This window comes from Agrobacterium sp. LEGMi-208b (genome assembly GCF_059511785.1).
In genome coordinates, this window is the sequence record NZ_CM183445.1 from 958,475 (window position 1) to 982,464 (window position 23,990).

At 60.6% G+C, this 23,990-nt stretch carries 17 protein-coding genes and 1 tRNA gene; 6 read left to right on the top strand and 12 right to left on the bottom strand.

Annotated features, from left to right (window positions below; genetic code table 11):
- Window positions 1-3: 3 nt before the first annotated feature.
- Together guaB and AC5YUO_RS04790 are read right to left on the bottom strand one after the other, a co-directional pair.
- Entirely contained in the window at window positions 4-1,509 is a 1,506-nt protein-coding gene (gene guaB / locus AC5YUO_RS04785; protein ID WP_065654415.1) for an IMP dehydrogenase, read from the bottom strand.
- A gap of 180 nt (window positions 1,510-1,689) precedes the next feature.
- Window positions 1,690-2,691 (bottom strand): MBL fold metallo-hydrolase, encoded by a 1,002-nt coding sequence (locus AC5YUO_RS04790; protein ID WP_496154441.1) that lies wholly within the window; start codon window positions 2,689-2,691, stop codon window positions 1,690-1,692.
- A gap of 209 nt (window positions 2,692-2,900) precedes the next feature.
- Here AC5YUO_RS04790 and AC5YUO_RS04795 point away from each other — a divergent pair, with 209 nt between their 5' ends.
- A complete protein-coding gene (locus AC5YUO_RS04795) occupies window positions 2,901-4,298 on the top strand; it encodes an MDR family MFS transporter (RefSeq protein ID WP_496154442.1) in 1,398 nt (465 codons plus the stop codon).
- Here AC5YUO_RS04795 and AC5YUO_RS04800 read toward each other — a convergent pair whose 3' ends face one another.
- The 3 genes from AC5YUO_RS04800 to AC5YUO_RS04810 form a co-directional block, all read right to left on the bottom strand.
- On the bottom strand, window positions 4,299-5,039 hold the full coding sequence (locus AC5YUO_RS04800; RefSeq protein WP_496154443.1) for an RlmE family RNA methyltransferase: 741 nt from the start codon (window positions 5,037-5,039) through the stop codon (window positions 4,299-4,301).
- Window positions 5,036-6,664, bottom strand: a complete 1,629-nt coding sequence (locus AC5YUO_RS04805) for a Ppx/GppA phosphatase family protein (protein ID WP_496154444.1) — start codon at window positions 6,662-6,664, stop codon at window positions 5,036-5,038. Before AC5YUO_RS04805 ends, AC5YUO_RS04800 begins: the two co-directional genes overlap by 4 nt.
- 267 nt (window positions 6,665-6,931) lie before the next feature.
- A tRNA-His gene (locus tag AC5YUO_RS04810) sits at window positions 6,932-7,008 on the bottom strand.
- 314 nt (window positions 7,009-7,322) lie between these two features.
- Here AC5YUO_RS04810 and AC5YUO_RS04815 point away from each other — a divergent pair.
- A complete protein-coding gene (locus AC5YUO_RS04815; protein WP_496154445.1) occupies window positions 7,323-11,102 on the top strand; it encodes an ATP-binding protein in 3,780 nt (1,259 codons plus the stop codon).
- 274 nt (window positions 11,103-11,376) lie between these two features.
- Entirely contained in the window at window positions 11,377-13,041 is a 1,665-nt protein-coding gene (locus tag AC5YUO_RS04820; protein ID WP_496154446.1) for an ABC transporter permease, read from the top strand.
- Window positions 13,042-13,352: 311 nt separating this feature from the next.
- Here the strand turns inward: AC5YUO_RS04820 and AC5YUO_RS04825 are convergent, their stop codons facing one another.
- The 5 genes from AC5YUO_RS04825 to AC5YUO_RS04845 all read right to left on the bottom strand — a co-directional run bounded on the left by AC5YUO_RS04825 (window position 13,353) and on the right by AC5YUO_RS04845 (window position 19,152).
- Entirely contained in the window at window positions 13,353-14,165 is an 813-nt protein-coding gene (locus tag AC5YUO_RS04825; RefSeq protein WP_046800630.1) for an ABC transporter permease, read from the bottom strand.
- 4 nt (window positions 14,166-14,169) lie between these two features.
- Complete coding sequence (locus tag AC5YUO_RS04830; RefSeq protein WP_496154447.1) at window positions 14,170-15,078, bottom strand: ABC transporter permease subunit; 909 nt, start codon at window positions 15,076-15,078, stop codon at window positions 14,170-14,172.
- A gap of 11 nt (window positions 15,079-15,089) precedes the next feature.
- Window positions 15,090-16,247, bottom strand: a complete 1,158-nt coding sequence (locus AC5YUO_RS04835) for an ABC transporter ATP-binding protein (protein ID WP_400818264.1) — start codon at window positions 16,245-16,247, stop codon at window positions 15,090-15,092.
- A 239-nt stretch (window positions 16,248-16,486) separates the two neighbouring features.
- A complete protein-coding gene (locus AC5YUO_RS04840) occupies window positions 16,487-17,584 on the bottom strand; it encodes a polyamine ABC transporter substrate-binding protein (protein WP_496154448.1) in 1,098 nt (365 codons plus the stop codon).
- Window positions 17,585-17,736: 152 nt separating this feature from the next.
- Entirely contained in the window at window positions 17,737-19,152 is a 1,416-nt protein-coding gene (locus AC5YUO_RS04845) for a helix-turn-helix domain-containing protein (protein ID WP_496154449.1), read from the bottom strand.
- 254 nt (window positions 19,153-19,406) lie between these two features.
- On the opposite strand from AC5YUO_RS04845, the gene aceA reads away from it, so the two are divergent.
- Entirely contained in the window at window positions 19,407-20,696 is a 1,290-nt protein-coding gene (aceA, locus tag AC5YUO_RS04850) for an isocitrate lyase (RefSeq protein ID WP_496154450.1), read from the top strand.
- Window positions 20,697-20,780: 84 nt separating this feature from the next.
- Window positions 20,781-21,038 (top strand): SMc00767 family acetate metabolism repressor, encoded by a 258-nt coding sequence (locus tag AC5YUO_RS04855; protein ID WP_003493954.1) that lies wholly within the window; start codon window positions 20,781-20,783, stop codon window positions 21,036-21,038.
- Between the two features lie 15 nt (window positions 21,039-21,053).
- Here AC5YUO_RS04855 and AC5YUO_RS04860 read toward each other — a convergent pair whose 3' ends face one another.
- A complete protein-coding gene (locus AC5YUO_RS04860) occupies window positions 21,054-21,926 on the bottom strand; it encodes a LysR family transcriptional regulator (RefSeq protein ID WP_496154451.1) in 873 nt (290 codons plus the stop codon).
- A gap of 85 nt (window positions 21,927-22,011) precedes the next feature.
- Here AC5YUO_RS04860 and AC5YUO_RS04865 point away from each other — a divergent pair, with 85 nt between their 5' ends.
- On the top strand, window positions 22,012-22,323 hold the full coding sequence (locus AC5YUO_RS04865) for a hypothetical protein (RefSeq protein ID WP_496154452.1): 312 nt from the start codon (window positions 22,012-22,014) through the stop codon (window positions 22,321-22,323).
- A 361-nt stretch (window positions 22,324-22,684) separates the two neighbouring features.
- On the opposite strand, the gene AC5YUO_RS04870 is transcribed toward AC5YUO_RS04865, so the two are convergent.
- Entirely contained in the window at window positions 22,685-23,869 is a 1,185-nt protein-coding gene (locus tag AC5YUO_RS04870) for a BaiN/RdsA family NAD(P)/FAD-dependent oxidoreductase (RefSeq protein WP_496154453.1), read from the bottom strand.
- Between the last annotated feature and the right edge of the window lie 121 nt (window positions 23,870-23,990).

The window sequence follows — 23,990 nt, forward strand, 5'->3', positions numbered from 1 at the left end:
AGATCAAACCGCGCCGGGGTAGTTCGGGCTTTCGCGGGTGATCGTCACGTCATGGGCGTGGCTTTCACGCAGGCCGGCGCTGGAGATGCGAACGAAGGTGGCGCGCTCCTGGAATTCCTTGATGTTGCTGCCGCCGACATAACCCATGGCGGCCTTCAGGCCGCCGGCGAGCTGATGCAGAACGCCGGAAACCGGTCCCTTGTAGGGTACCTGACCTTCGATACCCTCAGGCACGAGCTTCAGCGTATCGCGCACTTCCGCCTGGAAATAACGGTCTGCCGAACCGCGGGCCATGGCACCGACAGAGCCCATGCCGCGATAGGCCTTGAAGGAACGGCCCTGATACAGGAACACTTCGCCCGGGCTTTCATCCGTGCCGGCAAGCAGCGAGCCGATCATGACGGCGGAAGCGCCGGCGGCGATTGCCTTGGCCAGATCGCCCGAAAACTTGATGCCGCCATCGGCGATGACGGGGATATCAGCGGCATTGGCGACTTCAACCGACGACATGATGGCCGCGAGCTGCGGAACGCCGACACCGGCGACGATGCGGGTGGTGCAGATGGAGCCGGGGCCGATGCCGACCTTGACGCCATCGGCGCCGGCATCGATCAGCGCCTTGGTGCCGTCAGCGGTGGCGACATTGCCGGCGATGATGCGAACCGAGTTCGACATCTTCTTCACTTGAGAGACGGCATCCAGCACGCGCTGCGAATGGCCGTGCGCGGTATCGACGACCAGAAGGTCGACGCCGGCATCGATAAGGCGCTCGGCGCGCTCGATGGCATCTGCACCAACGCTGATGGCGGCGGCGGCGCGAAGACGGCCCTGCGCATCCTTGGTGGCATTGGGGTTGAGCTGCGACTTCTCAATATCCTTGACGGTGATGAGGCCGACGCAATTGCCCTTGGCATCCACCACCAGCAGCTTTTCAATGCGGTGCTTGTGCAGCAGGCGGCGGGCTTCCTGCTGGTCGACGCTGCTTTCCTTGACCGTGACCAGATTTTCGCGGGTCATCAGTTCGTAGATCTTCTGCTGCGGATCGGAGGCAAAACGCACATCGCGGTTGGTCAGAATGCCGACGAGGCGGCCGTTCTTGTGGCCGCCGGAACCGCCGTTTTCAACGACCGGAATACCGGAAATGCCGTGCGCCTTCATCAAGGCCTGTGCTTCGGCAAGCGTCGCATCCGGGCCGATGGTGACCGGGTTGACGACCATGCCGCTTTCGAACTTCTTCACCTGCCGCACTTCTTCGGCCTGTTCGATGGGGGTGAGATTGCGGTGGATGACGCCGATACCACCGGCCTGGGCCATGGCGATGGCGAGGCGGCCTTCGGTGACCGTATCCATTGCGGAAGAAAGGATCGGAAGGTTGAGATCGATATCGCGGGCAATGCGGGTGGCGATATTCGTCTGTCCCGGCATGACTTCGGAATGTCCGGGTTGCAGCAACACATCGTCAAATGTGAGAGCGTCCAAACCAGTGGGTGTTTGAATGATGCGTGCCATGACCAAATTCCTTCATACTGAAAATGCGTGGCCGTTCCGGAACGAAAAGTTCACCCCGGCGCCCTGCAAGGATTGCTTGGAAGTTGGCGAGGGCTGGTAACACGTTCATGACAGGAAGGGAATAGAAAAAACCCGGAATAACCTTCCGGGGTTTCCTCTGTTGCTGCGTTGCAGCAGATATCAGATGTCGAACTGGTAGGATTTCGGCACGAAACGGTAACCCGTATCCAGCTTTTCCGCATAACCAACCGCCGGGAAAGGCATGTGATATCCGAGGAAAGGCAAACGGTCGGTGGCGATCATGTCATAGACCTTCTTGCGGGTCGCGGCGGCGGCCGCCTTGTCCATGTCGAACTTTACTTCCCAGTCTGGCTTCTGCAGGGAAAGGACGAAATGGTTGGCCGTATCCGCCGTCAGGATCAGCTGTTTGCCTTCCGATTCGACACGGAAAATCATGTGGCCCGGAGAATGGCCGAAAGCCGCCACGCTGGTAATCCCGGAAACGACACTGGCGCCATCGCCGATGAAGGTCGCCTTTTCCGCCAGCGGCTTGACGTTGGCGAGAACGCCCTTGTGACCGCCTTCGGCCGGCGTGCCGACGCGCTTTTCATCCGTCCAGAAATCATATTCCGCCTGGCCGAACACATAACGCGCCTTCGAAAAGGCCGGAGCGCCCTTCTCCATCAGCCCGCCAATATGGTCGCCATGCATATGGGTGAGCACCACCACGGTCACGTCTTCCGGCGTATAACCGGCCGCAGCCATGCCTTCGGTCAGGCGGCCATTGCCGGCGCCGCGGCCGCCCTCGCCGAAACCCGTATCGAACAGTACGAGATCGGAGCCGGTATTGACGAGAACCGGCGAGAAAGAGTTTACGAACTGATCCTTCGGCAGAAAATTGTCTTCCAGCAATTTGCCTACGGTCTCGGCCGACTGGTCCGTGCCGAAGGTCTCTCCCGGATTGGGTGCGGCGCGCGAGCCGTCCTTGACGACGAGCACCTCGAAGTTGCCGAGCTTGAAGCGGTTGGTTTCAGGCGGCATGGCGTGTTTTATCTCCATGGAGGTCTGCGGCTGGCTGGTCTGGGCGTCTGCGCTGCGCACCATCAACAGCGGCGCGCCGAGAACGGTTGCGCCGGCCGCACCGATGAGGCCGCGTCTGCTCATGCTCAAGGATTGGGTCATTCTCTTTCTCCCGATATCGCCAACTGGCCGTGATCGCCAACTGAACCAAGCCAACGGACAATAGAGCGATAAAGTTGCAAGAAAACCGGCCTCACGCAGGTTTGATCGGAACTTGAGAAATTGATAATTAACGTGTTGGCAAGCCCGCCTATCAGGCGTAGGAGGAACGGCGATATCCCTTGTCGCAGCGGAAAGCCGCAGGCAGCCTCATGAACCGCATCATTCCCCTCATCCTGGCAGTCGCTCTCTTCATGGAGCAGATGGACTCCACAGTCATCGCAACCTCGCTTCCGGCGATTGCCGCCGACCTCCATGTCGGCCCGATCACGCTCAAGCTCGCACTGACCGCCTATATGGTGGCGCTGGCGATCTTCATTCCCATCAGCGGCTGGATGGCCGACAAATATGGCGCGAAGAAAATCTTCCGTTTCGCCATCGCCGTTTTCGTGGTGGGCTCGATCTGCTGCGCGGTTTCCTCTTCGGTGTTCGAATTCGTGCTTTCGCGTTTCCTGCAGGGCATGGGCGGAGCAATGATGACGCCCGTCGGCCGCCTCGTGCTTTTGCGCACGACCAAGCGCAGCGAACTCGTCTCCGCCATGGCGCTGCTGACGATACCGGGGCTGGTGGGACCGCTGACCGGCCCGCCCATCGGCGGCTTCATCACCACCTATTTTTCATGGCACTGGATTTTCCTGATCAACGTGCCGATCGGTATCATCGGCATCTGGCTCTCGACGATCTTCCTGCCGGAAATCGAAACCACCAACCCGCCGCCGATGGACGGCAAGGGGTTTGTGCTGTCGGGCATCGCCGCCTCCGGCGTGGTGTTCGGCCTTTCGGTGGTCAGCCTGCCCGCGCTGCCGCCCGCCATCGGCATCGCCTCGACCATCATCGGTTTCATCTGCGGTTTTCTTTATCTGCGCCACGCCGCACGCCACCCCGCACCCATTCTGGATTTCCGGATTTTCCAGAACGCGACCTTCCGGGCGGCCTCCGTCGGCGGCACCGTTTTCCGCATTTCCACCGGCGCCATACCCTTCCTGATGCCGCTGATGCTGCAGATCGGTTTCGGGCTCAACCCGTTCCAGTCGGGCATGATCACCTTTGCCGGCGCAATCGGGGCGATCACCACAAAATTCATGGCCAAGCGGGTGTTCGCGGCGACCGGTTTCCGCTCGACGCTGATCGGGGCCGGCATTGTCGGCGCCTGCACGACGCTCGCCAACAGCTTCTTCACGCCGGAAACGCCCTATCCGCTGATCATGATCTTCCTCGTCACGGCGGGATTTGCACGGTCCTTCTTCTTTACCGGATCGAACGCGCTCAGCTATTCCGATATAGAGGACAGCCAGGCCAGCCAGGCGACCTCGATGTCATCCGTGCTGCAGCAGATCAGCCTGGCGCTCGGCGTTGCCTTCGCCGCTTCCATTCTGGAAGTCAGCAGCATGATGTCGGGCACGCATCTGCAGCTTGCCGATTTCCACATCGCCTTCACCATCGTGGCACTGGTGTCGCTGTTCGCCATCGTGCCGATCATCCGCATGGACAGCAATGCGGGGGCGGCCGTCTCCGGCCACCGCGGCAAGGTCTCGCAACCGGCGGAGTGATCAGTCTTCGGAAGCCTCTTCGGCTTCCGCATCGGCGTGCGGTTCGCTCTTGCGGCCCTTGAAGTGCTTGGCAAGCAGGAACATTTCCACCGATTCCGAGCGCGAGGACGCCGGCTTGATGTGCAGAACCTGCTTGAAGTTCTTCTTCAGCATGTCGAGCAGCTGCTTTTCCGTGCCGCCCTGGAAGGTCTTGGCAAGGAAATGGCCGCCTTCCGCCAGAACCTGAACGGCGAAATCGGCCGCGACTTCGCACAGATGCATGGTGCGGATATGGTCGGTCTTCTGGTGGCCGGTGGTCGGCGCAGCCATGTCCGACAGCACCAGATCGGGCGTGCCGCCGACGGCCTCCATCAGCTTTTCCGGCGCGCTCGGATCAAGGAAGTCGAGCTGCAGGATTTTCACGCCGGGAATGGGATCGATCTCGAGGAAATCGATGGCGGCGACGCGAATGTCGTCTTCCGTTGAATCCGTCACCTTGGAGGCGATCTGCGACCAGCTTCCGGGTGCGGCGCCAAGGTCGATGATGCGGGTCGCACCTTTCAAAATCTGGTGCTTGTCGTTGATTTCCAGCAGCTTGAAGGCGGCGCGGGCGCGATAGCCTTCAAGCTTCGCGCGCTGCACATAGGGGTCATTGATATGACGCTCCAGCCAGCGGCGCGAGGAGGCTTTGAGTTTGGTCTTCTTGACCTTCTGGCCGATCTTGCGGCCGGTGCGGTTGTTGCTTGTCGGCGCCTTGCTCATGTCAAACCTTCCGTCCTGTCCTGCCTTGCCATTTGCATGCGCCTTATCCGGTTGCGCCGCCATGCGCCATCATCCGCCATCATATCCGTCAGCAGCCCTTCGCGCAGGCCACGATCGGCCACCCGCATGCGGCGCGCCGGCCAGCGGCGGCGAATGGCCTCGAGAATGGCGCAGCCGGCCAGAACCAGATCGGCCCTGTCAGGCCCGATGCAGGCATTTGCGGCGCGGCCCGCGAAATCCCAGGCCAGAAGCTTGTCCTGCATTGCCGTCACCTCGGCGTCCGACAGCCACAGGCCATCCACCTTGCGGCGATCATATCGCGGCAGATCAAGGTGAACACCCGCGAGTGTCGTCACCGTGCCCGAAGTTCCGATCAGATGAAAATCCTCGTGATGGGTTTGCGGCGCCAGAGGCGGGCAATGGAAGGCATCGAGCAGCCCTTCGACCTCCCGCACCATGGCGGCAAAGACATCCGGCGTCACATCGCGGCCGCCATGACGTTCCGAAAGCGTGACGACGCCGACCGGCAGCGAGGTCCAGTGGGTGATGTGATTGGCAAGCCGGTTCGAGCGGTTTTCGCCGACCTTGATGACCGCGATTTCCGACGATCCGCCGCCGATATCGAACAGCACGACGGAGCGGGCTTCGCGACCGACGAGAGAGGCGCAGCCCGAGACCGCAAGGCGGGCTTCCGTTTCGCGGCTGATGATTTCAAGCTTCAGCCCGGTTTCCCGCGTGACACGCGCCAGAAACTCCTCGCCATTTGACGCTGCGCGGCAGGCCTCGGTGGCGATGAGCCGCATGCGCCTTATCGGACGGCCGGAGAGTTTCGCCGAGCAGACCTTGAGCGCTTCGACGGCGCGGTCCATCGCATCATCGGAAAGGCGGCCGCTGGATACCAGCCCCTCGCCCAGCCTGACGATGCGCGAAAAGGCATCGACAACCCGGAACTGACCGGGCCGCGTCGGCTGCGCGATCAGCAGGCGGCAATTATTGGTGCCGAGATCGAGCGCCGCATACATATCGGCCGGCGGCTCCTGGCTTTGCTCATGCTGGCGGCCGGCGTGGCGGGCGGAGATTTCGGATTGCCGGTGCGGTTCCTGCCCGGCCCCGTTGGCGCGGCCATTCTGCTTGCCGACATGTTTCGGCGCATGGGTGGGAACCAGCGGACGGCCCTGTGGATCACGGCTGCGCGGATCGCGGTGCCCACGCTTGCGGTGGCGCGACTTTCGCCCGCCGCCCGGCGGCACGGAGGAAGGATTGGCCACATCGGTTGCGGCTGGAGCCTGGGCCTGCACGGTGGAGGATGGGGCAGCCTGCTGAGACGTGCCCTTGCCGCGAGAGCGCCGGCGGCGCTTTCTCTTGCGCGGCTCGGCATCCGGCTCGAGAGCCGATACATAGGAGGAACCGGCCGGAACATCCGCGGCAACATCATGCGACAGCACAGCAGCGTCACGGGGCTGACCGTCACGCTTGTGTTTCTTGCCACGACGGGATCGCTTCGCTTTCCCTTTGTTCGCCACCGACGCCCCTTGTTCCGACGGCTTTGGGCCGTTTCCGGGGTCGATCACTGTCTTGTCCATTTCGCCGCGCACAAGCGTAGACGCTATGCTGCTGGCTTTCATAAGGTTTCGTTGGGCGGACAATACCAGCGCAAGCGATTTTAGCCAAATGGTTTTTGCCGGGCGGCGTGTGGCAAAGGCTCATGCATCACCAGGGTTGCGTGGAGACCACCATGGACAAGGCGATGATTTTGAGGATTTTCGCAAATCGGGAACGGGCGTGCGCAGCGCGGGGACGACCCCACAGGCATGAACAGATCAGGCTGGAGAGAAAATATTCCCCTCTCCCGGTAAGTCCTTGTGACCTATAGACTTATCGGGAGAGGGGAATGGTACGGTTGAGTGGGGTCGAACCACCGACCTCAGGTGCCACAAACCTGCGCTCTAACCAACTGAGCTACAACCGCACATGAAACGCCGAAGCGGCATCACGGGGGGTGACATAAAAGGTGTTTTCCCCATTTGCAAGTGCCTCTTCGAATTTTGCGAAAAAAGGCTGAGAAAGGCAAGTGCTTTTCGACAGGCCGACCGGGAACGGGAAGCAGGAATGGGCCTGTTGATGTTAACTCTATTTGGCGATTCATCCACCGGGCGGTGGACCCGGCCGCGCTGTGAAGTTATTTAAAATTCTGTTAACGTGATGCCTGGCGGGTTTACGTTTTGCGCTTCATGAGGAAGCCGAAAGCCCGCAAGGTCCGGTAGTGCCAGAATAGGTTTCGACATGCCCGCCGTCCAGTATCCCTTTATCGATATCGCAGTGCATGAACGGGTGCGTGAAGGTTTCGGGCGCGGTGAGGCCATGGCGCTGTTCTCGCTCGACCTTAAAAACGCTCTTTGGGCCAATGGCCGGGGTGCGGCGCTGTTCGGCACGCCGATGGTCTATGATTTTCTGGAACAGGGCCCGAAACCGCAGGACGTGACCTTCCGGCAACTGGCGGCCACGGCGGCGCGGCTTTCCAAAGCGGGCGACAGCCTGCCGTTTACCATCCGCATCACATCGGGTTTCCGTAGCCTGGCCGTTACCGCGCGCGCGGAAATCATCGAGGCCGAGCCCGGCCAGCCAGCCATCCTGTTTTCCGCCCTCACCGACCAGACCGCACCCGACACGGCCGAATGCGCCCGGCGCATGATCGAAGGTTTTGACGACCCCGATATTCACATGGCGGTTATGAACGGCGAAAACGAGATCATCGCCGCCTCGCCCGGCTTTTCCTCGCTCGGCATTACGCCGCACACGGCGCGGACGCTGGTGAAAATGGCAGCCGGCCAGTCCGGCCATCTCGTCAAACGGCCGGTGCCGACCGGCAAGGGTTATCTGCCCGCCGCCACCGGCCAGATCGCGGCATCGCCTGAACTGAACCTGATGTTCGTGGTCGAAACCGCGCTGGGTACACTCGACCCGGTCAATGGTTTTGCCGAAGACAAGCCGCAGGAAACGCCAGCCGCCGCCGAGCCCGTCCTGCCGGTTGCGGAGACCGCGCCTGTTGTTGCAACGGCTGCCGCCTTCGATGCCGTGCTGGATGCCGTTGTTGACATCGAGGAGGTCGAGGAACCGCAGGAACTGCCGTCCGATCCAGAAGAAGACGTGGCAGCCGAACAGAACGAAGCCGGCCTTCTGCCCTCGCCGGAAGACAGCGCCGAGACCCCGGTGGAGCTTTCCGCGCAGGATGCCGATGTGGCTGCACATGTGGCGATGACCGACGACATCGCCGATCTTTTCGAACTCGATGAGGATGAAGCAAAGGCTCCCTTGACCGAGCGGGCAACCGCCGATGCCCCTGGCGCAGAAGCTCAGGCCGAAGAAATCGCAGTCGCGGACGATGAAATCGTCGAAACCCCGCCGTCAGAGGCCGCTCCTGCGGCGGATGACGAGATAACGGCGGAGACGGAGACCGAGGAGACGGACATCGGCGCTGGCGCAGAGGCGCAGCCTTTTGTTTTCAATGCCGGTGCGCGCGCTTCCCGTTTCGTCTGGAAAATCGATGCGGAGGGACGCTTCAGCTCGATCTCGCATGAATTTGCGGAAGCCGTCGGCGCCAAGGCAGCCGCGGTGGAAGGCATGGGCTTTGCCGATGTCGCGGCCCTGTTCAATCTCGATCCCGACGGCAAGATCCGTGAGCTTCTCGGCCGTCGCGACACCTGGTCGGGCAAGACGATCTACTGGCCGGTGGAAGGCACATCGCTGATGGTGCCGATCGATCTTGCCGCCCTGCCCACCTATACGCGCTCCCGCGAATTCGACGGTTTCCGCGGTTTCGGCATCGTGCGGCTGGCCGATGCCGCCGAAGATCCGCATGCCACCGGCCTGACATTCCTCGACGATGAGCAGGCCAATCCGGCAGACGCTTTGCCGCAACCCGCGATCGAGGATGAAAGCCACGAATTGCTGGCCTTTATCGATGAGGATGACGAGGCAGGAGAAGCTTCCGGTTCCATCGGCGACGATGAGGTCCCGGCAACGGACGCCGATGTCGCAGATGATGCATCGGACGTGGTTTCGGCCGAAGACCAGCACCATGATTATACGCCGCCGGAATTCGAAGCGCCGGTTGTGGCGCCCGCGCTGGAGCCAGCCTATTCCGACAAGGTCGTCCATCTGGAGGAGCGCCGCTCGCGCTCCCGCGAGGGGCTAACCGCGGGCGAGCAGGCCGCCTTCCGCGAAATCGGCCGGGCCCTGGCGCCCGCAGATGCCGCTTCCGAAGAAACCCGGGAAACGGATGCGGAAGCCATCTCCACCGAGCCGGCCGTGCAGGACATACAGCCGGATGCTTCCGAAAGCGTACCCGCCGAAACGGAAAACGACGACAAGACGGCCGAACCGGTGGAAGAAGACGATCTTTTCGCCGACTATGTTCGTGGTGAGCAGCCTGCGGCCATTCGCGCACCGGCGGAAGAAAGCGGCTCAGACGAAAAGCAGGAGGCTGCGGCGGACGAGCGGCCGGCTGCCGATATTGCCGCCGCCACGGTCAGCCCGTCCGTTCGCCCGGCAAATGCCTTGACCGCCGAAACGCTGGACCAGATGCCCGTGGCGCTTCTGGTGCATGCCGGCGACAGGCTGATCCACGCCAATCCGGATTTCCTGCGATTGACGGGTTATGGCTCTCTCGCCGAACTCGAAGAAGTTGGCGGTCTGGAAGCGCTGCTGCAGCGGCAGGAACTGGAGGAGATGCCGGACAACGAAGGTGGCATGGTGGTCGTCAGCGCCGAAAACGACATCATCCCCGTCAAGGCGCGGCTGCAATCCATCCGCTGGGAAGAAACCAAGGCGCTGATGCTGTCGCTGGTGCCGCTTGAGGAAAAACAGACGCCGGTTGCGGCCGCCAACGAAAATATCGCTGCCGGCGATGCCGAAAATGCGGAAGCGGGCAGCCTCTCCCTGTTGCAGGGCGAAGTGGAAGAACTGCATTCCATTCTGGAAACGGCCACCGATGGCGTGGTGCTTCTGGGAGACGAAGGCGAAATCCGCTCGCTCAACCGTTCCGCCAGCGCGCTGTTCAACTATGACAATGGTGAAATTGCCGGCAAGCCTTTCGTCACCCTTTTTGCCCATGAGAGCCAGCGCGCCGTGCTGGACTATCTTTCCGGCCTTGCCAATAACGGTGTCGCGAGCGTGCTGAATGACGGCCGCGAAGTGATCGGCCGTGAGGCGTCCGGCGGCTTCCTGCCGCTGTTCATGACCATCGGCCGGCTTAAATCCTCGCATGGCTATTGCGCCGTGATCCGTGACATTACCCAGTGGAAGCGCACGGAAGAAGAACTGCGCAACGCCAAGCGCGCGGCGGAAACCGCCAATGCCCACAAGACCGATTTCCTGGCGCGCGTCAGCCACGAAATCCGCACACCGCTCAATGCCATTATCGGCTTTGCCGACATGATGGCGACCGAACGTTTCGGACCGATCGGCCATCCGCGTTATGTCGAATATGCCAATGATATCGGCCGTTCCGGCCGGCATGTGCTCGACATCGTCAATGATCTGCTCGATATCTCCAAGATCGAGGCCGGGCAGATGGATGTGGATTTCGTCGCCGTGCCGCTCAATGAAACGGTGGCCGAGGCGGTCTCGCTGGTGCAGCCGCAGGCCAACAACCAGCGCGTCATCATCCGCACCGCGCTTGCGCAATCCGTGCCGCAGATCGTCGCCGACCTGCGCTCGATCAAGCAGATCGTGCTGAACATCCTGTCGAACGCCATCCGCTTCACGCCGTCCGGCGGCCAGATCGTGGTGTCCACGGCCTATGAGGCCAATGGCAGCGTATCGTTGCGCATCCGCGACACCGGCATCGGCATGACGCGGGCGGAACTGGAACAGGCGATGAAACCGTTCCGGCAGGTGGCCTCCTCGACAAAGCGTGTGCGCGGCGACGGCACCGGGCTCGGCCTGCCGCTGACGAAAGCCATGGTGGACGCCAACCGCGCGAATTTCTCCATCACCTCCACGCCGAATGAAGGCACGCTGGTGGAAATCACCTTTCCGTCGCAGCGGGTTCTTGCCAACTGAGGCCATGCGGGCGTAGCAATGCGAGAGCGTGAAGCAAACGGTTGAGGACGCTATCGTCTCTTCCCTCATTCCTGTGCTTGTCACAGGAATCTAGCCAGCCCAAGTCCTTGGGCTGAAACGAATCTCTCGCCGCGCAGACGCGCGTCGGCTGGATTCCTGTGACAAGCACAGGAATGAGGGAAATGTGGATGCGGCAGCACAAAAAATCGTTGCGTTCTATACTGTCTCGAGGGATGCGTAACGCGTTGAGGCTTTTGCAAGACAGCAGGCTCGCATGCACATGATGGTTTCTCTTCCCGCGTCAAAACGCGTTTCGCTCTTGCCCATCACGGCGGTCATCGTCGCGGCCATTGCCGCCATGCCCATTCTGGCAATTTTCTGGCTGGCGCTGACGGGCAGCACGGAGGGATGGCAGCATCTTCTCGCCAATGTCCTGCCGCGCGCCGGGTTTCGCACCTTCCTGCTGTTGGGGATGACGGCCGCGATGACGGCGTTTTTCGGGATCGTCTGCGCCTGGCTTGTGACGACATTCGAATTTCCGCTGCGGCGGCTATTGTCTGCGGCACTTGTGCTGCCGCTCGCCATCCCCTCCTATCTCGCCGCCTACGCGTTCGGCGAATTTCTCGACTTTACCGGCCCGGTGCAGAGCGCGTTGCGCGCCGCTTTCGGTTATCACAGCATCCGCGATTACTGGTTTCCGGACATACGCTCGCTTGGCGGCGCCGTTATCGTTCTGAGTTCGGTACTTTATCCTTACGTCTATCTCTCGGCCCGGGCCGCCTTTTCCATGCAGGGGCGGTTTGCCGCTGAAGCGGCCCGCACGCTCGGCGCAAAACCGCTGAATGTGTTCTTCTCCGTGCAATTGCCGATGGCGCGGCCGGCCATCGCCATCGGCCTGTCGCTGGTCCTGATGGAGACGCTGAACGATATCGGCGCCGTCGAATATCTCGGCGTCCAGACGCTGACCTTCACCATTTATGAGACCTGGCTCAATCGCGGCAATCTCGCCAATGCGACGCAGATCGCCGCCGTCATCCTCGTCATCGTCGGTGCGCTGATCGTCATGGAACGCAATGCCCGGGAAAAACAGCGCTTCGGCGCGCCGAAAGCGACAAGCATGGCGCAGCGCCACCGGTTGAAGGCGCTCAACGGCCGGCGGCGCTGGTGCGCCAGCCTGTTCTGCCTCGTTCCTATCGCGAGCGGATTTTTCATTCCCGTCATCGTGCTGGGCGGTTACGCCGTAAGGAGGCTCGATGCGCTGTTTGCGCCGAAGCTTCTGAAAGCACTCGGACACAGCCTCGAAGTCTCGCTTTCCGCCGCCTTCGTAACGCTGATTGCCGCTTTCGTGTTCTCCTATGCCATCCGCACCGAGCGCTCGCGCACCTCCAAGGTGGCCGCCCGCTTCGGCTCCATGGGATATGGCGTACCGGGAACCGTGCTCGCCATCGGCGTGCTCATTCCGCTGGCCAGCCTCGACAATGGCGTCGATGGCTTCATCCGCGCACATTTCGGTTTTTCCACCGGGCTGCTGCTCTCCGGCACCGCCTTCGCCATCATCTACGCCCATGCCGTGCGCTTCATGACCATGGCGGAGGGCACGCTCGATGCCGGTTTCCAGAAGCTTTCGCCGCATATCGACATGGCCTCGCGCACGCTTGGGCGCAACCGGGCACAGACGCTGTTCAAGGTGCTGTTGCCCAATATGCGGCCCGCGGCGCTGACCGCTTTTCTCCTCGTATTGATCGAATCCATGAAGGAACTGCCGGCCACCATCCTGCTCCGGCCTTTCGGCTTCAACACGCTGGCGACGCTGGTTTATGAGGATGCATCGCGCTCACGGGTGCAGGATGCGGCCGTACCGGCGATCATCATCATCATTGCCGGGCTTATTCCCGTGCTTCTCGTCTCCAGATCGATGGATCATCCGGAAAACCGCTAAGCCGCGCCCGGTGTCGCGGCAAAAAGAAAGGCGGCCTTTCGGCCGCCTGTATTAGTTGTGCTTTTTTAACGAGAGAAAGGGGGACAACCTCGCCATATGGAAATTATCAATCCCGGCCGTCAGAAATTTGACAACCCTGCGTTAGGTTTACTTTCCGCCAACTCCTATTAACAAGCGGTTAAAACCAAAATCGAGCAATTACCGACGATAATTCCTATTTTGAGACCGTAGAGTCCCAAAACTAAATTACAAGTTTCTAATTTTATTGCGATTTCAACAGTAACGTGAGGAAATCGAAGCGGAGCCGATAATCAGTTGCGGGCGGCGGCATGTTCGTCCCGCATCCGCTGCAGCTCGGTGCGTTTGGATGTGATGGAGGTAACGATGACGCCGATCGTCACAAGGCCGATGAGGATCGTGCAGATGGCATTGATTTCCGGCGTCACACCGAGACGCACCTGCGAGTAAATCTTGATCGGCAGCGTGGTTGCGCCGGGGCCGGTGGCGAAGCTGGCGATCACCAGATCGTCGAGCGACAGCGTAAACGCCAACATCCAGCCAGCGATGACGGCGGGGAAGATCAACGGCAGGGTAATTCGGAAGAAGGTCTTCACCGGTGGGCAGCCGAGATCGAGTGCAGCCTCCTCAAGACTGCGGTCGAAGGTGAGCAGGCGCGACTGCACGACGATCGCCACATAACACATGGTGAAGGTTGTGTGGGCGATGACCACCGTCCAGAAACCACGGTCCACCCCGACAGCGACAAACAAAAGCAGCAGCGACAGGCCGGTGATCACTTCCGGCATGACGAGCGGCGCATAGATCATGCCTGAGAACAGCACCCGGCCCGGAAACCGCGCGAACCGCGTTAGCGACAACGCCGCCAGCGTTCCGAGGATGGTGCCGATGGTGGCGCTGAGGATGCCGACGCGCAACGTTACCCAGGCGGCATCCATCAGCCCCTGGTTCGACCACATGGAGCGATACCATTGCAGCGAGAAGCCGCCCCAGACCGTCACCAATTTGGAGGCATTGAAGGAATAAACGATCAGGATGATGATCGGGATATAAAGAAAGGCGAAACCGAGGGTGAGGACGGTGATGTCGAATTTTCCGCGCTTCATGGCCTCACCCCACCTTCTTCTGCTGGTTCTGGAAGATGGCGATGGGCACCACCAGCAGCAGCAGAAGCAGCACGGCGACGGCGGATGCCAAAGGCCAGTCGCGATTTCCGAAGAATTCCGTCCAGAGCGTCTTGCCGATCATCAGCGTCTGCGCGCCGCCGAGCAGGTCGGGAATGACAAATTCGCCTGTTATCGGGATGAAGCAGATCATCGAGCCAGCGACGACGCCCGGCAGCGACAGCGGAAAGGTGATCTTCCAGAAGGCCTTCCATGGCGGGCAGCCGAGATCGGCGGCCGCCTCCAGAAGCGTATTGTCGAGCTTTTCCAGCGCCGAATAAAGCGGCAGCACCATGAAGGGCAAATAGGAATAAACGATGCCGATGAAGATCGCCGTCTCGGTGCGGAAGATATTGACCTGCTGGTCAGGCCCCAGAAGACCGATCGACTGGAACAGCACCGTCAGCAGGCCTTCCGGCTTCAGAATGCCGATCCAGGCGTAAACGCGGATCAGGAACGAGGTCCAGAACGGCAGGATCACCAGCATCACCAGCGTCGGACGAATGGAAGACGGCGCGCGCGCCATGGCGAGCGCCATGGGATAACCGATCAAAAGAAGCAGGAAAGTGGAGATGAAGGCGATGCGCAGCGACGAGAGATAGGCGTCTATATAGAGCGGGTCTTCAGTCAGGAACAGGTAATTCTCGAAATCCAGCTGCGAGAAGAACGCGCCGAGCTTCGAAAAGCCTTCGAAGACCGGCGTATAGGGCGGCATGGAAATCGCCGTATCCGACAGCGAGATTTTAAAGATAATGAAGAACGGTGCTGCGAAAAACAGCAGCAGCCAGAAATAGGGCACCGCGACGACCAGCCAGCGCCAGGGGCTTTGCCGGTTTTCGGGAGTGGTGATCGCCATCGAAGCCTCCCTCAGCGCGTCAGGACAAGACCGGAATCCGGCTTCCAGTTCAGCCACACCATATCGCCGAAGGTGATCGGGCGATCCACGAGACGCGAGACATTCGCCTGCGCTGCACGAATGACGCGGCCATCGGCGAGCTTGACGATGAAGACCGAGAAGTCACCGAGATAACCGATATCCCAGACCTCGCCATAGGCGGAATTGACGCTGCTGTCGGCGGGCTGGTCGAGCGAGATGCGAACCTTTTCCGGACGGATGGCGTAAGCTACCTGGCTGCCGGTCGCCGCGGCGCATTCCTGCTCCACCGCCACCTTCAGCCCGTCGCAATCCAAAGTCACCAGACCGGGCTTGCCGATATCGGAGGCATTGGCGACGACCCTGGCGTCGAAAATATTGATGTCGCCGATGAAGTCAGCCACATAGCGGCTGTTCGGCGCCTCATAAATCTCGGCGGGTGTCGCCACCTGCACGACGATGCCCTTGTCCATGACGGCGATGCGGTCCGACACAGTCATCGCCTCTTCCTGATCGTGGGTGACGATGAGGAAGGTGAGACCGAGATTGGTCTGGATGTCCATCAGTTCGAATTGCGTTTCCTCGCGCAGCTTCTTGTCGAGCGCGCCCAGCGGTTCGTCCAGCAGCAACACCTTCGGCCGCTTGGCGAGCGAACGGGCAAGCGCCACGCGCTGCCGCTGACCACCGGAAAGCTGGCTCGGCTTGCGCCTGGCGAATTCCGTGAGCTTGACGAGGCGCAACATTTCTTCGACGCGGGCGGCAATGTCAGCCTTTGGCAGACCGTCCTGCTCCAGGCCGAAAGCAACGTTCTTTTCCACCGACATATGCGGGAAAAGCGCGTAGGACTGGAACATCATGTTGGTGGGGCGCTTATAGGGCGGCACGCCGGAAATATCCTTGCCCTGCAGCAGGATGCGGCCCTCGGTCGGCTCCTCGAAACCGGCCAACATGCGCATCAGCGTGGTCTTGCCGCAGCCCGACGGACCGAGCAGTGAAAAGAACTCACGCTCGTAAATATCGAGTGTCAGATTGTTGACGGCGACAAAATCGCCGAAACGTTTGGTGACGTTTTCAAAGCGGATGAAGGGCACCGCATCGGGGTTGTCCCACGGGCTGAATTTGCGTTTGACCGGTCCGAGTGTCTTTGCCATGCCCGCCCCATTTCACCAAGAATCCATCGACAACGTACACGACAAGCAGGCCGGATCGACGCCATCCCCACTGTCTTAATCCCTGTTCCCCGGAACAAGCGCCGAGGATGTGACAGGGATCCAGTCAGCCCAAGCCTTTGGGCTGAAAAGACTTCATCTGACCTGACAGACGTCAGGTCGCTGGATTCCTGTGACAAGCACAGGAATGAGGGTGGACGGGCCACCCTCCCCGGATTCGCTTAGCTGCCGGTCTTTATCTGCGTCCAGACGCGGTTCAGCACGCGCTGTTCCTTCGGTCCGTAAGGCGAGATGGTGAAGAGCTTCTTCATCGTCTCGGCATCGGGATAGACCGCCGGGTTCTTGGCGACGGCCTCATCCATCAACGCCTGCGAGGCGAGGTTGCCATTCGCATACTGAACATAGTTGGAGGCCTTGGCGATGACTTCCGGCCGCATCAGGTAATTGATGAAGGCGTGCGCTTCCTCGACATTCTTGGCATCCGCCGGAATGGCAAGGTTGTCGAACCACATATAGGTGCCTTCCTTCGGGATGACGTAGTTCACCTCAACGCCGTTCTTGGCCTCCTCGGCGCGGCTCTTCGCCTGCAGGATATCGCCCGACCAGCCGATGGTGATGCAGCTGTCGCCATTCGCGAGTTCATCGATATAGGCGGAGGAATTGAAGGTTTTCACATAGGGGCGAATCTTCATGTAGACATCGCCGCCCGCCTCAAGATCGGCCGTTTCCTTGCTGTCCGGATTCTTGCCGAGATAGTTCATGGCAATGGCGAAGGTCTCGTCCGACGCATCGAGAATATTGATGCCGCAGGATTTCAGCTTTTCGGCATTTTCCGGCTTGAAGAGAATATCCCAGCTATCAACAGGAACATCGCCAAGCGCAGCCTTCACCTTGGCGACATTATAACCGATGCCGGTGGTGCCCCACATGTAGTTTACGGCATATTCGTTGCCGGGGTCGTATTTCGCCAGACGCTCGGAAACCTCGGGCCACATGTTCTTCAGATTCGGCAACTTGGACTTGTCGAGTTTCTGGAACACGCCGGCATTGATCTGGCGGGCGAGGAAGGGGCCGGTCGGCACCACGACATCATAACCGGAGCTGCCGGCCAGAAGCTTGGTTTCCACGAGTTCGTTGCTGTCGAACACGTCATAGACGACCTTGATACCGGTTTCCTTGGTGAAATCGGTCAAAATCGATTCGTCGATATAATCCGACCAGTTATAGACGTGGACGACCTTCTCCTGGGCCATTGCCGAGCCCGCTGCAACGAGCGCGGTGGTGAGAGCCAAGGTCAGGCGGAGAGAACGGTTTTTCATGATGTCTCCTGTTAACGCATCCTCACGGTGGGAGCGTGATCCCCTTTTTTGGGAGAGACTAGAAAGGAAAACAGAAGGGAGCAAGCGGGAAATGTGCAGCACAGCATTTTCAACCAAATGTGTTCCGGCCACAAAAAAGCGAATGGAAACACCTACTGGAAGTCGAAAACACTGAGACCCGTGACCATTTCATCAAGCCCGAGCGGCCGCGTCAGTGGCGCTTCCGCCCGCGACAGACAGCCCTGCCTTTCGCACAGCCGGCAGGAGGGACCAACCGCGACAGGCGCAGCGCCCGAGACGGCTGGGCCATAAACTATCTCAGCGGCCTGGGCGAGATCGCAGCCGACAAGCACGGCCGTTCGCCGCACCCTTTCGCCGAAACCCGCCTGCGGGCCTTCCAGCGTGCGCGAAACGGTGAGGAAGGCATCACCGTCAGGCATTTCCACCGCTTCCACCAGCACCTGCCCCGGTTGGGCGAAAGCGGCATGGATGTTCAGACGCGGACAGAGGCCGCCAAAACGCGCCCTTGGAAAACCGCCGGCCCCTGCGAGGCGGAAACGGTTGCCGGCATTGTCGATCTCCATCAGGAAAAACGGGATCGCCGCGGCGGACGGTCGTTGCAGGCTGACGAGCCGGTTCGCCGCCTGTTCGAAAGAAACGTTGAAACGCGACCGCAGAACGTCGAGATCGTATTTCGCCCGCTGCGCGGCGCTGAGGAATGCGCCATAGGGCATCATCAATGCATGGGCGGCGTAGCGCGCCAGTTCGAAACGGGCGATGCGCCGCGCTTCCTCGCCGTTCAGGCCCAGCGCCTCCAGCTCGGTCCCGATCTCGTCGCGAAGCGCCAGCAGACAGGTTTCCATTGCCATTTCCCGGAGCTGATCGGGCTGCGAAAGGCGTTCGGACAAGAATAGCCGCATGGAGTGGCGGTCGTAACGCCGCCGCAGATTGGGCATGGCATGAACCGGTAACGTCCTGACGACGATCCCGTGGTTTTTCTGCAGCCATGCGCGCAGACCGGAGGCGAGATCATCGCCTGACGATAATTGTTTGTGGAGTTCTTCCGCCGCCGCATCGATGGTGTGGAAATAGGCCGGCCGGTTTTCAAAGACGTGCCGCACCTCGTCGATCGGCAGGCGGGTGGAGGAAAGCGCCGTCTCATGCCCCTCCCGCGCCAGAAGATCGGAGAGGTCGGAAAGGCGCTGCGCCTGCTCCCGGTAGGCCCGGTAAAGCTTGAGGACACCGCTTGCCGCATTGGGCGCGGCATCGGCAACCTCGATCAGTTCCTGCGGCGACGGCACCTCGCCCGCGAGCAGCGGATCGGCGAAGACCTCGCGCAACTGCCCGGCGGAACCGGCGCTTTCGCCCTGCAGGTCATCCAGATCGACCTTGTAGACGGAGGCAAGCTTCAAAAGCAGCTGCACGGTGAGCGGCCGCTGGTTGCGCTCGATGAGATTGAGGTAAGAGGGCGAGATCGCCAGCGCCTCGGCCATGGCCGTCTGTGTGAGGCTTAGGCCGTTGCGAATGCGGCGCACGCGCGGGCCTGCAAAAATCTTGTTTTCCGACACAGCCTCACCTCTCCATCCCGCGACTCATACAAGCCTGTTACAAACTCATGGGGCAAAGCGCTTTTACAAGATTTACAATTTTACAGCTCCACCCTGTCATGCATACTACAGGATAACATCTTTCAAGTCACTGTTTTTATGTTTGTTCTGGCGTTCAAATCTCCAAAAATGTAAATGTAGTCACACCAAACGACGCTTTACGAAATCGAAAGCAAGCCGTTTCCGAAACCGCATTCATCATGGGAGAGAGAAGTATGACGGATTTTTACAAGCTTGTTCCGGGCGCACCGCAGGGGCGTTTTGACGGCATCGAACGCACCTACAGCGCAGCCGACGTGGAGCGGCTGCGCGGCTCCGTCGACATCCGCCATTCGCTGGCCGAAATGGGCGCGAACCGGCTGTGGAAGCTGATCAACGAGGAGAATTTCGTCAATGCGCTCGGCGCGCTTTCCGGCAACCAGGCCATGCAGATGGTTCGTGCCGGGCTGAAGGCGATCTATCTTTCCGGCTGGCAGGTTGCGGCCGATGCCAACACGGCCTCGGCCATGTATCCCGACCAGTCGCTTTATCCGGCCAATGCGGCACCGGAGCTTGCCAAGCGTATCAACCGCACCCTGCAGCGCGCCGACCAGATCGAGACGGCGGAGGGCAAGGGCCTTTCGGTCGATACCTGGTTCGCGCCGATCGTTGCCGATGCGGAGGCCGGTTTCGGCGGCCCGCTCAACGCCTTCGAGATCATGAAGGCCTTTATCGAAGCGGGTGCGGCGGGTGTTCATTATGAAGACCAGCTGGCATCGGAAAAGAAATGCGGCCATCTCGGCGGCAAGGTTCTGATCCCGACGGCGGCGCATATTCGCAACCTGACGGCAGCGCGGCTTGCGGCTGACGTCATGGGTGTACCGACGCTGGTTATCGCCCGCACGGATGCGGAAGCCGCCAAGCTTCTGACCTCCGATATCGATGAGCGCGACCAACCTTTCGTGGATTACGATGCCGGCCGCACGGTTGAAGGCTTCTATCAGGTCAAGAACGGTCTTGAGCCCTGCATTGCCCGCGCGGTGGCCTATGCGCCCTATTGCGACTTGATCTGGTGCGAGACATCAAAGCCGGATCTCGAGCAGGCGCGCAGGTTTGCGGAAGGCGTACACAAGGTGCATCCCGGCAAGAAGCTCGCTTACAATTGCTCGCCGTCGTTCAACTGGAAAAAGAACCTCGACGACGCGACGATTGCCAAGTTCCAGCGGGAACTGGGAGCAATGGGCTACAAGTTCCAGTTCATCACGCTCGCCGGTTTCCACCAGCTGAATTTCGGCATGTTCGAACTGGCGCGCGGTTACAAGGACCGGCAGATGGCGGCCTATTCCGAGCTTCAGCAAGCGGAATTCGCAGCCGAGGCCAATGGTTACACCGCCACCAAGCACCAGCGCGAAGTCGGCACCGGCTATTTCGACGCCGTGTCGCTCGCCATTTCCGGCGGCACGTCGTCCACCACTGCCATGAAGGAATCCACCGAGCACGACCAGTTTCGCCCGGCGGCCGAATAAAATCGAAAAACCGCCCTTCCCGGTGACGGGAAGGGCTTGCAAACCGGATCAAGAACCCCAACCAATAATGAGAGGAGAAATGCCATGAATGCCCACAATCCCATCAAGACCCACGTCAAGGAACGCGCCGAGGAACAATCCTCCGCCATGACGCAGGATCAGCAGGCCGCCATCCGCATGCTGGCCAATGATCTGCACCGCCTAAATCAGGCTGTCATGAAAGCCGTCGAGGCCGGCGTTTCCGTCGAGCTTGTCCGCTCGGCCCGCCACCATGGCGGCGGCGGCAACTGGGGCGATCTGCTGATCCCCGTCATCGTCGCGCAGGGAAGTGCCGCCGCCTGACCGGCAGCCGTTCTTTTATGCCGGGCGGCTTTTGCGCCCGGCATAAAGATCGGAATGGCCCTTGATCAGACGGGTCATCCGGTCCGCCACCGTCCTGATATCGCGGCGGTGGCGATCGTCATTGTTCATGACGATCCATTGATTGTGGCGGAGCGGCTCTATTTCCCCGCCTTCGCGGGCAAGACGTCCATCCGCATCGCCCACGAAACAGGGAAGCACGGCAACCCCTGCCCCGGCCAGCACCAGGTCGAGCAGCGCCACCGGGCGGTTCACCGTTACCACGATCTCACCGTTACGATTTTCATGCGGCCAGCGCAGATAGGTTGAAATGGCGCTTTCCTCGGCCACCGCCAGCCAGCGGTCGGCGACAGCGGCAGCGGCGTTGCGCAGCCTGTAGGGCGCATAGGCCACCTCCCCCGTCCTGATGGCGGCAAGGTTCTTTTCCTGCGGCTCGAAAGCGCGGATGCCGATGTCGTTTTCACGATGCGCCAGAGACGCCCTCTGTTCTGCAATGAAAAGATCGATGCGGAAATCATCGCGGTCGGTGCAGATGGCGGAGAAATTCCCGGTCAGCAGCCAGGCGTTCCAGGTGCCGACGGCAATGCGTACGGTGGAAGAGGCCGAAGACGCCTTCTGCCATCCCTCTATATCCTTGGCCGCATTCTCCATTGCCTGAAGCCGATCGAACAGCGTGCGGCCATCCGCCGTCAGGGCGTATCCCGTCTGGCTGCGCTGGAACAGCGCCTTGCCGATACGCTCCTCCAACTCGACCATGCGCCGCCCAATGGTCGCGGGGCTCAAGCCCGTCAGGGCCGCGGCCCCGGTCAGGCCGCCGCTGCGTGACACATCGAGGAAAAGCTGATAGGAATCCCAGGTGACGTTTTTCATTGGTGAAAAACGTAGCGCATTTTCTTGCGCAGATAAATCAAAAAACGGCGCGCATCATGGCCCTCCGCATTAGAAGGAGAGCGACATGCACGCGATTTTTGCAGCACGGGTCATTATCGAAAACCAGCAGCCGCGCACACGGCGCGAAGCCATTCTGCAGGAAGAGAAGTTTTATACTGACATGGCCGAGGCATCACGCCCGTTACGGTTTTTCAGCGCGCTTATCGGCTTGATGAAGGCGAAAAAACGCAGATCAGTGGAAGAGGGCGATGAGGGCCGCGAGAGCACCGGCTGCGATGAGGCTCAGGCGAAAGATGACGGCTCTCGTTGTCAGTGCGGGCGATGGCAATGGCGCGAGGGCGGCGATGTGCAGATCTGTTCATGCGCGGGTTCCTGACGAAAAACTCAACCGACCCATGCCCTGTTGAGGGCCTCCAGCAGGACATCATGTGCAGCGGGATCATTGAGCGATCCGGCTTTGCTGGCATTCCGCTAGGATGACTCCAGGCGCATTAACAGATTATTAAAAAGGCAAAGTGGATAACAAACTCGGCCAGCGAGTTTGGTAGCAGGCGGCATCCGCACACCGTCACCCCGGACTAGATCCGGGGTCTAGCCGACGCACGTCTGTGCGGCGAGAGAGTCTTTTCAGCCCGAGGACTCGGGCTGGCTGGATGCCGGATCTAGTCCGGCATGACGGAGGAGAAAAATACGAATGCTTCAACAGCCTGAGATCATCGCCCAGGGCTGAGGATGTCTCACGCGAATTCACCCGCCGCCTGCCCGGAGGCCCAGGCCCACTGGAAATTATAGCCACCGAGCCAGCCGGTCACATCAACACATTCGCCGATGAAATAAAGGCCGGGCACGGACTTCGCAGCCATGCTGCGGGAATCGAGACCGGTCGTGTCCACGCCGCCGAGCGTGACTTCCGCCGTGCGATAGCCTTCGGACCCGGCAGGCTTGATCTGCCAGTCCTGCACCTGCGCCGCCAGCTTTGCGAGAATCTTGTCGGACATATCGGCGAGATTGCCGGTAACGCCGGATTGTTCGACCACGTGTTGGGCGAGCCGCTTCGGCAGGATTTCAGAAAGAGCCGTCTGGGGCGACTGGCGGCCGTTCTTCTGCTTCGCCTGCTTCAGCAGCGCGGCGATATCGCGCGCCGGTTCCAGCTTCAGGCGGATGACATCGCCCTCGCGCCAGTAGGATGAGATTTGCAGGATGGAAGGGCCGCTCAAACCGCGATGCGTGAAGAGCAGCGCCTCCTCAAACGAGGTCTTGCCGTGAAAAACCTCGGCCGGAACCGCGACACCGGCAAGCGGACTCAGCCTTTCCAGCATGGCGGGATAAAGCGTCAGCGGCACGAGGCCCGGACGAGTCTCGACGAGCTTGAGGCCGAACTGTTCGGCGATCTGATAGGCGAAACCGGTCGCGCCCATTTTCGGGATGGACTTGCCGCCCGTCGCGACAATGAGGCTTTCCGCCTCGATGATACCGCCGGATGTCGTGACGCAAAAACGGGCGCCATCATGGGTGACGGCCGAGACCGATGTTTCGAGCCGCAGCTTCGCATTCACCGCCTGCATTTCGCCAAGCAGCATGCGGATGATGTCCTTTGCGCTGTCATCGCAAAAGAGCTGGCCGAGCGTTTTTTCATGCCAGGCGATGCGGTGTTTTTCGACAAGGGCGATGAAATCGCGCGGTGTGTAGCGGGCAAGCGCGGATTTGGCGAAATGCGGATTGGCGGAGAGATAGTTCTTCGGCCCGGCATGGATATTGGTGAAGTTGCAGCGGCCGCCGCCGGAGATGCGGATTTTTTCGCCCGGTGCTTTCGCATGGTCGAGAATGACAACGGAGCGGCCACGCTTTCCGGCGCGGATGGCGCACATCATGCCGGCGGCGCCCGCCCCCAAAATCAGCACGTCACATTTCTCTGTCATCATTCCATCCGATCCGTTTCCTTTCCTCTTTTCCAAGTACCGGCGCTTGTCAATGGCGCTTTCCCCCTCGCCAATTGCCAAACTACGGTTATGATGGCGCCAGTCGAAACACAGACCCGGTGAT